At 62.0% G+C, this 12,748-nt stretch carries 8 protein-coding genes; 6 read left to right on the plus strand and 2 right to left on the minus strand.

The window, feature by feature from the left end:
- From BMY91_RS22675 to BMY91_RS22700, 4 genes are all read left to right on the plus strand, one after another.
- Positions 1 to 2,094 (plus strand): RHS repeat-associated core domain-containing protein (locus BMY91_RS22675; protein ID WP_305728419.1); only part of this gene is annotated, 2,094 nt, incomplete at its 5' end.
- A complete protein-coding gene (locus BMY91_RS22680) occupies positions 2,085 to 2,516 on the plus strand; it encodes a hypothetical protein (RefSeq protein ID WP_090826393.1) in 432 nt (143 codons plus the stop codon). The genes BMY91_RS22675 and BMY91_RS22680, both read left to right, overlap by 10 nt.
- 3,131 nt (positions 2,517 to 5,647) lie before the next feature.
- Positions 5,648 to 6,208: a DUF805 domain-containing protein gene (locus tag BMY91_RS22695; RefSeq protein WP_090826402.1), complete on the plus strand. Its 561-nt coding sequence runs from the start codon at positions 5,648 to 5,650 to the stop codon at positions 6,206 to 6,208.
- Positions 6,209 to 6,506: 298 nt separating this feature from the next.
- Positions 6,507 to 6,764 carry a hypothetical protein gene (locus BMY91_RS22700; protein ID WP_143054096.1) on the plus strand — a complete coding sequence of 86 codons (258 nt, stop codon included), beginning with the start codon at positions 6,507 to 6,509 and terminating at the stop codon, positions 6,762 to 6,764.
- 440 nt (positions 6,765 to 7,204) lie between these two features.
- On the opposite strand, the gene BMY91_RS23020 is transcribed toward BMY91_RS22700, so the two are convergent.
- Both BMY91_RS23020 and BMY91_RS23250 read right to left on the minus strand, forming a co-directional pair.
- Positions 7,205 to 7,342 carry a MerR family transcriptional regulator gene (locus BMY91_RS23020; RefSeq protein ID WP_143054097.1) on the minus strand — a complete coding sequence of 46 codons (138 nt, stop codon included), beginning with the start codon at positions 7,340 to 7,342 and terminating at the stop codon, positions 7,205 to 7,207.
- Between the two features lie 95 nt (positions 7,343 to 7,437).
- Positions 7,438 to 7,593 (minus strand): hypothetical protein, encoded by a 156-nt coding sequence (locus BMY91_RS23250; RefSeq protein ID WP_177179992.1) that lies wholly within the window; start codon positions 7,591 to 7,593, stop codon positions 7,438 to 7,440.
- Between the two features lie 173 nt (positions 7,594 to 7,766).
- On the opposite strand from BMY91_RS23250, the gene BMY91_RS22705 reads away from it, so the two are divergent.
- On the plus strand, positions 7,767 to 8,108 hold the full coding sequence (locus BMY91_RS22705; RefSeq protein ID WP_256212882.1) for a pyrophosphorylase: 342 nt from the start codon (positions 7,767 to 7,769) through the stop codon (positions 8,106 to 8,108).
- A gap of 154 nt (positions 8,109 to 8,262) precedes the next feature.
- Positions 8,263 to 12,748 (plus strand): DUF6531 domain-containing protein (locus tag BMY91_RS22710; protein WP_177179993.1); only part of this gene is annotated, 4,486 nt, incomplete at its 3' end.

The following is a 12,748-nucleotide window of genomic DNA, read 5'->3' on the forward strand; positions in this document are numbered from 1 at the left end:
ACCACCACCCGCTACACCCGCGACGCCGCGGGCCGGGTCACGGCCGTGTCGAACCCGTTGCTCGGGGACGCGGCCTTCACCCACGACCCCTCCGGACGGATCACCACCGCCACCGCCGGCCAATACACCCAGGAATGGGCGTACCGGGACGGGGCACTCGTCGAGCACAGCCGCGCCCACACCGATGACCCGGGCACAGCTGATGTGACACTCATCGGCCGCGAGGACGGTGGCCGGATCACCGCCCTGACCCGGAACGGGGTCACTACCCGGTACGGGTACGACAACGCCGGGCAACTGATCACCGCAACCACCACCACCGACAGCCAGAACGCGTCGGCTTCGGCTTCGGTGGTGGGGTGGGGGTACGACGCCGGTGGGCGGCTTCTCCGCGAAACCACCCCCACCGGGTCACGCACCTACAGCTACGACGCCGCAGGTCAGCTGTCGTCCGCGACGGAACCTGACGGTTCCCGGACGGAGTATGTGTATGACGGGTTGGGCCGTCGGGTGCGGGTGATCGACCCGGACGGGTCCTGGACCGAATACGCCTGGGGCCCCACCGGCTACCTCACCGGGACCGTCGAGAGGGACCGGGACGGGGCCGAACAATCCCGGCACCGGCTCCACGTTGACGCGCTCGGTGAACTTGCCACCGTGGACGAGACGCCGTTGTGGTGGGACACCGCAGCACCCGTGCCGACCCTCGCCGGTGCCAACAGCACCCAAATCCTGTCCCTGCCCGGCGGCGTCACCGGCATCGGCGACGCCTTCACCGCCCCGGGCTGGCGTGCAGCCCGCCCCACCGACCAGCACGACCCCTGGGCCGTCCTCGGAAACCCCACCACCCCCAACCCGGGCAGCCCTGGAGTTGCTAATGCGGGCTTCAGTAGTGTGTTGCCGTCCGGTATTACCCTGACCGCAGGTGGCGGGATCGATATCGCCGGGCTTGAATGGCTCGGTGCCAGGGCGTATGACCCGGCCACCCGGGGGTTCCTGTCCGCCGACCCCCTCGCCCCCGTCCTGGGAGCCGGCTGGGACGGTAACCCCTACTCCTACGCCGGAAACAACCCCCTCAACACCACCGACCCCACCGGCCTGCGGCCCCTGAGCGATGCTGACCTGAAAGCCTACGACGGCTCCTCCCGCGGCGCGTTCGCCGCAGCAGGAGACTGGTGGCACAAGAACAAGGAATATGTTGCCGGTGTTGCGATGGTGGCTGTCGGTGGTGCCCTCATGGCCAGCGGTGTTGGTGGGCCTGTTGGTTTGGCGTTGATCGGTGCGGGTGCTGACACGATTATCCAGAAAGCCACGACGGGCTCTGTGAACTGGGGCCAGGTGGCGTTGACGGGTGCTGTTGGCGTGGTGGCAGGACCGTTGGCCGGGAAGGTCAGCAGTGCTGTGACGGCTGGGCTCGGTCGGGCAGGGACGGCGGTGAGTACGCAGTTGCTTCCGGCGATGGGCCGTGCGGGTTCCGCGGTTGCGTCGGGTGCGGCCAGGGCAGGGTCTGCTGTGTCGGCTGTGGGTTCGCGTGTTGGGACTGCGGTCACTGCGGGGGTGTCTCGTGTCAGTACCGGTGCGGGGAGTTACTTGTCGCAGTTGTCGGCCCAGCAGATGGGCCGGGCCGCGCTGACTAATGGGATATCGGGCAGTATCGGGAACACCGGCATGTATCACCTCCAAAGATCTCCGGATAATAAGTGGACTCTCGGGGGTGCCATCGGAGCAGCGACGGGTGGATTCGTCAGCGGTGCAATCGGCTCCCAAGCTGGCTACCTAGCAGTTCCTATCAGAGGTGACCTCGCAAAGCTGGTCCAATTTGGTGTTGGTGCCGGCGGTTCCGTGGCTGGTGGTGCAGTAGATCATGCAATTCGCGGGGAAGGCTATGGCATCGGGGAGATGGCATTTGACGGCGCGGGCGGTGCACTTCTCACGCGTTTCCCCGGCGCCTCGGAACTAAGCCCCAATCCCGGATGGATGACCCACAGCATGGCAGCGTACGGCGGAGCGCATGCCGGGGCTATCGTAGAAAGCGTGAAATTCGTGGGAAATGAACTTGTAGAGCAAGGAACGGGGGCACCGCTGTGGGGGTAGATGATGGAGCCATTCCCGAAGGCGGGGGTGAGGAGCCACCTCAGGGGCTCACTTCTGAGGATTTGCGCCTAGGAAAGCGGGCGGTGAAGGTAAAGACTATCCTCTGCCTAGCTGCGTTGGCATCTTGTCTTGCCATCGCGATTTTTGTCATGATAAGCGTGCCGTGGGATACACGAATGCCTTATGACGGCAAATTTGATCGCAGTGGAAGCGGTATTCCAATGCAGATCGCTTTCATTCCGTGCGCGGCAGTCCTTTTTGCTCTTTGGCGGTCGGGTAAAAAAGCCGATGCGCATCATATGGGAAAAAATTCGCGAATAGCCTACTATATTCTTACCGCCTTAATGATTTCCGCCTGTGTTGCTGGACAGTTTTTTATTGGACAGGAGATTCTCACGATTGGCGGATATTTCGACAGGTAGGAACCTTCCTGGAAGTAATTTGACAACGATATGTGGGCAATTGAGGTCGTTTCTTGGGCGCTTTCCGGGCGCCTAGGAACTGAGTCCCAATCCAGGATGGATGACCCACAGTATGGCAGCGTACGGCGGAGCGCATCCTGTGGCTATCGTTGAAAGCGTGCAATTCGTGGGAAATGAATTTGTAGAGCAAGGAACAGGGCACCGCTGTGGGGCTAAACGATGGAGATTGCCCTTCAACCGGAGATAGTCACTGGGAAGGTGAGTTCACGCAAGAAGACCTGCTGTTGGGAAAGAAGGCAGTCCGCTTCATCCGTCTCCTTTGTGTGGTTTCCTGTCACTGCGGGGGTGTCCCGTGTCAGTGCCGGTGCGGGGAGTTACTTGTCGCAGTTGTCGGCCCAGCAGATGGGCCGTGCGGCACTGACGAATGGGATATCGGGGGGACTGAGCAACACAGGCATGTACCTTGTACAGCGATCACCGAACCAGTGGAAACCCGAGGGCGTCCTCGGAGCTGCCGGTGGCGGTATCGTCAGCGGAGCCATTGGCTCCCAAGCGGGCTATTTAGCCCAACCGCTGACAGGTCGGTTCTCGTCATTCGTTCAATACGGTGTCGGCGCGGGAGGATCACTAGCTGGCGGCTCCGTTGATCATGCGATTCGTGGTGAGGGCTACGGAGCCGCGGAGATGGTCTATGACGGACTGGGCGGGGGGCTGCTTACACGCTTCCCAGGGGCCGCGGAAGTGAGTCCCAATCCAGGCTGGATGACTCACAGCATGGCAGCGTACGGCGGAGCGCATGCCGGGGCTATCGTTGAAAGCGTGAAATTTGTGGGCAATGAAGTTGTAAAGCAAGGAACAGGGGCGCCACTGTGGTAGATGATGAGAATGGTGCAAAGGGGAATTCTGAGGCAAAGGATGATTTCACGGATGAAGATCTGCGATTGGGAAGGAAAGCCTGTAGATATATAGACATACTTTGCGTGATTGTCGCATTGCTTTGTGCAGGTATTGCAGTGTTTGTTTTCACTCACGTCCCTTGGGATACGCGAATGCCCTACGACGGAAGGTTTGATCGCTCTGGCAATGGGATTCCCATGCAGATGGCTATGCCTATTGTGTTTCTTGTGCTCTTCCTCTTTTGGCGGTCCGGTAGAAAGCCCGATGCGCACCGAATGCGAAAGGGGTCTCGCGTCGGGACCTACATTCTAGGAACAGCCATGATCATGGCATGTCTTGCTGGCCAGTGGGTTATGGGTCAGTCCATCCTTACCGCAGGCGGCTACTTCGAGTAGTACTATTCCTCTTCCTTCTATGGCGGCGCTGTGGGTTCGCGTGTTGGGACTGCGGTCACTGCGGGGGTGTCCCGTGTCAGTACCAGTGCAGGGACTTGCTTGTCGCAGTTGTCGGCGCAGCAGATGGGCAGGGCGGCACTGACGAATGGAATATCGGGGGGCCTCGGCAACACAGGCATGTATTTCGTGACAACCCCGCAGAGTGACTGGAAACCTGCCGGAATTGCTGGGGCCGCCGTAAACGGCATTGTGAGCGGTTCCGTGGGCTCGCAATCCGGATACTTGGCTCGACCACTTACCCAGAAATTCGACTCTGCACTCATGCAGTATGCAGTTGCATCGGGTGCATCGATAGCGGGAGGGTCCCTAGATAAAATGATCAATGGAGAAGACTACAATCTTTTCGAGGCGGGGTTCGATGGTCTGGCTGGGGCAGCGGCGTCGCACTTCCCAGGAGCATCGGCATTGGACTCTAACCCAGGCTGGGTGACGCATTCCTTGGCAGCGCATGGTAGCGCTCATGTGGGAGCTATCGTCGAAAGTGTGAAATCTGTTGGGGAGGAAATCGGGGTAACGCCGTGGTAAAGGAAGCTGCAGGCTCAGGAGCGGGTGATGGGGCCGATGATAGGCGATACGGCGAGCAAGATCTGCTATTGGGTAAGAAAATTACTCAGTTTATCAGCATTCTTTGCTTGATTGCATCAATCGTCTGTGTTCTAATCGCCGTATTCGTAATTTTTAGCGTTCCTTGGGACACTAGAATGCCGTATGACGGCAAGTATAATAGGCCTGGAAATGGCATTCCCATGCAGGTTGCCTTATTCCCGGCACTAATTCCTATAATTGGTTTTTGGAGGACGGCAAAACACCCTAAAGCGCATCAGATGTCCAAAGGAGGGCGAATCAGAGCTTACTTGTTTGTTAGCCTATTTGTGCTGTTTTGCGTTTTCCTTCAAGCATATTTTGCACAGGGAATTCTTACCGCGGGTGGCTTCTTTGGAGGGTAGCTTGCGCGGCTTGTCTGATTCCATTTCGTACCAATCCGACTCGGTCGGTGTGAATGAGCAAGGGACTGGATGCATGCTGGCTTGGTGCGCAGCGGGCGGAGCCCTAGTGGGTTGATGAAAGCGGCACGCTTCCCGTCGCCGTCGTACTTTCACGCCGGGGGGCAGCCCGGCATGGTTACGACAAGGTTGGGCGGCTGAGTTTCGCCCAGGGTTCCTGGCACGGGACCAGCCGCTTTGAATACAACAGCGCCGGGGAGCTGGTGTCCACGACGAACGGGTGCGTGGCAGGACCGGGTTCGAGTACGACACCCCGGCCGCATCACCGACCCGGCTGTGTGTCAATAGGACCGAAGAGTATGGAATATCCGTATGGACTGCTAACGCTATTGTCGTTATTGCTACTGCCTTTGGCGTTGGATGTGTGACGTATTGGAAATCCAACTTTGCCGCCACTTTATCGTTTGGCACCACCATCATCTTAGGCAGCTTAGCCTTCGCGGTTCTTTCCAATGTTATCCCGGTGATTGGCTTGACGGGCGGTGCGCTGTGGACGGGACGCCCTCTCGGCCTATTGATTGGTCTGACACTGACTGCAGGCGAACGTCGTTAGCTTTTAGCTGGTGACTGTGTTTCGTGTTCAGTGCACCAGATTTCTTGAGCTGCCAAAAAGGGTGGGTTCGCGGGAGGTCTAGTTCGTGAGGTTTCCACTGCTGATCTGTGGTTTATTAAAATTACTCATGCGTATCATCTTCTACAGATGACAATATTGCGGTTTGGAAGTTAGTTGTATGTTGGTTTCTATCGATAGTTTCTGGGAAGGACATGAAGACAGATGGATATTAAGACGGCTCATTCTGCAGGCGGAGGCGTAGCGGAGGTTACAGGTTCGGGCGAGCTGGCTGGTCCTCTATATGGAGCGTCGTTTGGTAAGTCGGTGAAGCGGTTCTTTGCCAAGTATGCGAAGTTCGCTGGCCGCGCCTCGCGGAGTGAGTTCTGGTGGAGTCAGCTTTTCGTTTTCCTGGTGATGGTGGTCCCATACCTCGTGATGACTATCGGGTTCGTGGCCAGTACTGCCTGGGCTCAGCAGAACCCTAACGTGCAGTCCATGGGTTTCGATCCGGCCACCGGGAAAGAAGTGTTCTATGAGGCCGCTCCTGGTATTGTGAACGCCCCGACTGGAAGTCTCATGGTGGTAGGTTTCATTCTCGTCGTTGTTCTGGGGCTGGCCATTGTGGTGCCGCAGCTGTCGTTGCTTTGGCGGCGTTTGCATGATGCAAATCTTGCGGGTCCGCTTGCGTTCGTTGGGCTTGTTCCCCTGGTCGGCGGACTGGCTGTTTTGATTCTGGCGCTTATGCCGTCAAAGGCAGAAGGTCGGCGCTTCGACCCCCGGTGACGGGCGGGGCATCAGAGGGGGGGCTGGTGGAAGTCGGGGCGCTCCTTGCGGTCCTGGTGGCGGACGCCCCGCGGGCGGCTAAAGCGGTTCTGCACGCGCTGGATGGGACTGAGCGTGTGCGGGGCCATGTACTGGGCTGCGGGAAGTCGACTTTGGAGGGCAGCTAGTGGACAACCATCGTCAACGGCGACCGAAGAGTGCTAGCGCGCTTCGTGAGTTTTGGCTGAGGATGCTAATCCCAGCGGTCCTCCTAACGGTTTTGGTTGTGGTGCTAATCGGAAACCGGCCCCACCAAGAGATGGCATCGTCCTTTCTGGTTGTGGGGCTGGGCTTGCTGGCGAGTGCCGCTGTGGGCGTCCTTAGCGGCGTCAATGGTCCATCCTGGGCCATATATGTCCTGATCGTGCTGGAAGTGGGGCTACTCCTCTTGTTGCCCGCCCCGTGGCAGGGCCTCGCTCTGATAAGCGTCCCCGTGTCGGCCATCGGATTCATGATGGGTAGGGAGATCGCTTTCCTCCGCATCAACAGGACGCAAAGGGTTCCGCCGACCACCTGAGATGTGGCGCGTAAGGTGATCGCTGACTATCGGGACGTCTCCACCGTGCAGGTCGTCACTCGGCTACCACATGAGGACCTGGAAGTCTCGGTGCTTCGATACAGACATAAGAAAAGGCCCTGTTTCCCTCATAAACAAAGGGAAGCAGGGCCTTTCTAATTGGCGGTGACGGTGGGATTTGAAACCTCTCCCTCAGCAGCGACGGCAGGGGAAACCCTGAGATTCCGCGGAACACAACCATCATGCATAACGTTGATTCATAGTTGTTGTGGGCAAAATGTGGGCAAATTGTGGGCGCTAGACCTGTTTGGGAATCCTGGGGCGCTGAGCCTCTCCACGCTTGGGTATCCGTGGTGCTCGTGAGCGTGGCTCGGGTTCGGGCTTTTGGTACTTAGCCCGGATTGCCTGTACGTCTCGTTCAGAGAAGCGAATTTCCGAGCCTACGTTCGAGTGAGGCCACTGGTGCTCAACTTGAGCCGGTAGACCGTGGAGCGGCTGACTTTGAACATGTCAGCTACCTCCATGAGTGTGTACATCGGAGGCAGGGGCGGCTTGTTTTCATTCGTCATCATGATCATGGTGGAGAGCGTAGGCACTACCTGGCGCCCAGCGACAACCGCGGAACCGGCTTGCCTAAACGAACTCAGGAGCAACTACCCAGAAGCACCAAAGACTACTCCGCAGCTATGCCACCGAATACCTCACCGGTTGTAGGTAGGTAATCAAAATCGGGTTCAAACTCTTCCAGAGGTGACCGGACTATTACGCCGGCTTCCGCGTTCAACTCGGCCATCATCTTCTGGAAACGGTCTGGGTCGAACTTTGCCATGACGCAGACAGTACGCGGAGGGGCAGACAAAGTCCTGGGGATCACGCGTCTCGAGGAGCAGGGAGCTAAAATGCGGGCCACGGCTACTATTCGGAGGGCCACGTACCGGTACGTCGACGGCAGTAGTTTCACAATTCGTTGGATTTATTGAAATGATGTTGATAGTGTCGGGCTTGTCCGGCCCCGGCGGTGTTGCCGTCGGCGGTTCAATGATTGTCACTTTGGGGGTTTTCATGTCGCGTGTGTTGTCTACTGAGCAGGCCAAGGCTGCTATTGGTCAGGTGCAGTCGATTATTACTGGTGGGTTTACGGATCAGATTTCGGCGTTGGATGCGCAGGGCAGGGTGTTGTCGGATCCGAATGTGTGGGATGGGCCGTTGGCTGCTGAGTTCCGTGGTTCGACGTGGCCGGAGACGAAGGCTGCGTTGGATAAGGCCAAGGAAGAGTTGGAGCAGTTGCGGGGTCAATTGCAGAAGATTTCGCAGGATATTTTCTCTGCTGGTGGCGGGGCCTGATTCCCCTTTCTTGATTCGGGTGTGAGGGCCGGGTGATCGTGCCACGTTGATGCGTGGTGTGGTTGCCCGGCCGTTGCGCTGTGTTCTTGTGGTGCCGGGTTTGTGTGGGTTTGTTGGTTTTGTTCGCGTTCTTGTTCAGTGGGGGGCTGTGGTTGTGACCGAGTTCGTTGAGATGCCGTTGTTGCCGGATTCCGGTTTTGCTCATGGTGGCCGGTTTGTGTATGGGGTTGCCGAGGCGGTGAAGGGTGCTTTTGAGTCTGCAGCGTCGCGGGTTGTGGAGCATTCTGGCTCGCGTGCCCCGTTGGTGACGGGGGCGGGGGAGGATTTCCGGGGGCATTTTTCGGAGGTGTTTGCCGCGAACGCGGCCACGGCGTCCCGGGACGCGGAGTCCCTGGCCTCGGCGCTGCGGACGGTGGCCGGGTATGTGGGGACCATGATTTCCGAGGCGCGGGACGAGGATGACCGGCGTCGGCGGAACAACGAGTGGGTGAGGCGGCATAACAACCGCAACTGGCTTGAGCAGTTTGGTGACTGGTGGGGTGGTGAGGAGCCGCGTCCGAATATGGAGCCCGGTTCAGCGCCGTCGTTCCCTTCGGAGTCTCCGGGGTCTGGGGCGCGGGAGACTCCTGCCCCCGGTGGTGGGTACGGGGGCGGGGTCTCGTCGGCCCGTCCGGAATCGTTGCGGAGTTTCGCTGCTGGTTCCCGTGGCTTGGATGAGGGGATCGCGTCGGTGCCGGGGTCCTTGGAGTCGGAGTTGTCTTCGTTCGCGGACCGGTGTGGGTGGGGCCGGATTGACGCTGCTGGTGTGGTGAGGGCGTTCCGGGAGTATTTGCGGTTGAATGAGGCTGATGCGGCGTGGGCGGTGGTGGTCGCGGACGCGTTCGCTGCCGCCGGCAGCGAGGGGGCGGTTTCGACCCTGTCGGACGCGGCGGTGAACGAGGCGTTGGCCGCTGCGGGGGTTTCGGGGACCCGGACGGGCCTGGTGATTGACCTGCCCACGGCGGCCGGGGCGGTGCCCTCGAGCGGATATGCCAATGACCCGGTGAGCACTGCCACGGGGAACTTCATTGAACCCGAAACCGATCTCGGGTTCGCCGGGGCGTCCGCTGACCTGGTCCTGTCCCGGATGTATAACTCCCTCGGTTCGGGCCTGGACACTGTCGGGGTGTTCGGTCCGGGGTGGGCGTCGTTGTTGGACCAGCACCTGGTCCTGACGGATGAGGGCGGACGCTGGGTGATGGCTGACGGGCGGGCGGTGGATTTCCCCCGTGAGGGTACCGGCTGGGCGCGCGCGGTGGGCGGGAATTACTGGCTCACCCGCCACCTGGCCAGCACACCGTTCCTGGCGGAGCTGTCCTCCGTCCCGGAGGGTGTTTCCGAGGTGTTGGTGGTGCGGGATAACCAGGGCGGTTGGTGGGCTTACACCACCGCCGGGGTGTGGCTCGGGACCGGGGCAGGGCCCGGCCGGACCATCTCCGCCCACCGCCACACACCATCAGAGACCGCGTCCGGCGTTGCGGATCCCGGTAGCGCGGATGCCCGCAGTGACGTGGTCGATGGTGGTGGGCCGGGGGCGGTGTCCCGGTTGGTGCATGCGCGGGGCCGGTTTGTGGAGATCGACTACGTTGATGATGTGGTCGCGGTGGTGCGGGGTTCGGATGGGCGCCGGGTCGAGTACGGGTACGACGCCGAGGGCCGTTTGGTCACGGTGGGATCGGAGACCGGGACCCGTACGTATGGGTGGAACGAGGCCGGCCTGATCGGTTCGGTGGTTTCTGCTGCGGGGGTAGTGGAGGCCGAGAACACGTATGACGAGGCCGGCCGGGTGGTTTTGCAGGTCACGCAGCATGGGCGGCGGACGAGGTTCGCGTATTTGCCGGGCCGGGTCACGGTGGTTTCGGATGAGGACGGGTCCCGGTCGAACTCCTGGGTCGCCGATGCCAAGGGCCGGCTGGTGGGGGTGTTGGACGCGGAGGACCGGCGCCAGTCCATGTCCTATGACGGGCACTCGAATCTGGTGTCGTTGACCGAGCGTGACGGCGCGGTCACGGTCCATGGTTACGACGCCCGGGGCCGGAAGATCCGCACCGTCACCCCGGAAGGCGCGGACCTGACCTATGGCTGGGACGGGCAGGACCGGATCACCACCCTGGTCACCGCGTCCGGTGCCGCCGTGACCTACGAGTACGCCGATGACCTCTCCCGGGACCCGTCCGTGATCGTGGACCCGCTGGGCGGCCGGACCGAACTGGTATGGCGGGACGGGCTCCTGACCCAGGTCACGGACCCGGTGGGGGTCACGATCAGCTTTGAGTACGACACGTTCGGGGACCTGACCGCCACCCGACACGCGGCCGGTGACACCGCGAGGATCGTCCGGGACCAGGCCGGCAGGCCGGTGACCGCGCTCACCCCGTCGGGGGCAGAGACCCGGTTCAGTTACGACGATGCCGGGGTGCTGGTGCGCCGCCAAGATCCGGACGGGGCGGTGTGGGCGTTCGAGCACGACACCGCGGGCCGGACCACGGCAATGATCGCCCCGGATGGGGGCCGGACCGAATTCGAGTACGCCCCCAATGGTGAACTGGCCCGCACCACCGACCCGCTGGGCCGCAGTATCGAGCGGGTTGTTGACGAGCTCGGGAACCTCACGGCCGCGGTGTTGCCGGACGGGGCGTCGTGGGGGTTCACCCACGACAACCTCTCCCGGCTGATCGGAATCACGGACCCTGCCGGGCATGACTGGGTGCGGGAGTACGACACGGTCGGTGCCCTCACCGCCGTCGTGGATCCGACCGGGGTCCGCACCGGAGCGGTCACCGACCGGTCCAACGGCACCGCGACCCTGACCGACGCGTTCGCCACGAATACTTATAGTTTTGATGAGTACGGCCGCCCCACGAAAGTCGAGGCCGCGGACGGGTCCGCGGAGCTGGTGTCCTATGACGCGGCGGGGAACCCGGTCGAGTTGGTCGATGGTGAGGGCGGGTTGACGGTCCTGGGCCGCGACGCCGCGGGGAAGATCACCTCCATCACCTCACCCACGGGGGCGGTGACCCGGTTCGAGTACGACTCCTGCGGCCGCCCGTTCCGCAGTATTGATCCGGTCGGGGCGGTCACGGAGCTGTCCTACGACCCGGATCAGCGCCTCACCGCGAGGACACTGCCCACCGGGGAGGTCGAAACCTTCGCCTACGACGCCTGTGGCCGGTTGACCGCGAAGCACACCCCGGGAGAGGGGACGGCCCGGTACGGGTATGACCGGTGCGGGCGGCTGACCTTCTCCCAGGATTCCTGGTACGGGACCCGCCGCTTCAGCTACAACGTGGCCGGGGAGCTGGTGTCCACGACGAATGGTGTCGGCGGAGAGACAAGGTTCGAGTACGATACCCGCGGCCGCCTCACCCGCATCACCGACCCGCTCGGTGGGGTCACCACCCGGACGTATACGGCCACGGACCAAGTCGACACGGTGACGGACCCGCTCGGCCGGGTCACGACCGCGACGTATGACCCGGCAGGCCGGCAGCTGTCGCAAACGGACCCGGACGGTCACACGACCACCTGGACCTACGACGCTGCGGGGCGGGAAGCGTCCACGTCGGTGGACGGTGCCCTGATCGCCGCCATCAGCCGTGACGTGGCTGGCCGGCGTGTGGTCATCACGGACCACACCGGTGGGGCGGGGTATGCGGTGGAGCACGAACTGTGCTTTGACCGCCGCGGCCTCCTCACCAGCCGCACCAACGGCACCGGGAACGGGACGCTGTCATGGGAGTATGACGGCGACGGGAACCGCACCGGATTCACCGACCCCACCGGGACCACCACCCGCTACACCCGCGACCCCGCAGGGAGGGTCGTGAAGGTCTCCAACCCGTTGCTCGGGGACGCCGCCTTCACCCACGACCCCTCCGGGCGGATCACCACCGCGACCGCCGGGAACTACACGCAGGAATGGGTATACCGGGACGGGAGCCTTGCAGAGCACACCCGTACCACCACCAATGACCCGGGCACAGCGGATGTGACACTCATCGGCCGCGAAGACGGCGGGCGGATCACCACCCTGGCCCGGAACGGGGTCACTACCCGGTACGGATACGACACCGCCGGGCAACTGACCACCGCAACCACCGGCGCCACCACAGAAACAGGAACCACCGCTGCGTCGGTGTTGGAATGGGTGTACGACGCCGGTGGCCGGCTGCTGCGCGAAACCACCCCCACCGGGTCACGCACCTACAGCTACGACGCCGCGGGCCAGCTCCTTACTGTTACGGAACCTGACGGTGCCCGGACCGAGTTTGTGTATGACGGACTGGGCCGCAGGGTCAGGGTGATCGGGGCGGACGGGTCCTGGACCGAGTACGCGTGGGGCCCCGCCGGCTACCTCACCGGGACCGTCGAGAGGGACCGGGACGGGGCCGAGGTGTCCCGTCACCGGCTCCACGTTGACGCGCTCGGTGAACTTGCCACCGTGGACGGGACACCGTTGTGGTGGGACACCGCCGCACCCGTACCGACCCTCGCCGGTGCCAACACCACCCAAATCCTGTCCCTGCCCGGCGGCGTCACCGGCATCGGCGACGCCTTCACCGCCCCGGGCTGGCGTGCAGCCCGCCCCACCGACCAGCACG

The sequence above is a fragment of the Arthrobacter sp. yr096 genome (assembly GCF_900108925.1).
Lineage (GTDB): Bacteria > Actinomycetota > Actinomycetes > Actinomycetales > Micrococcaceae > Arthrobacter.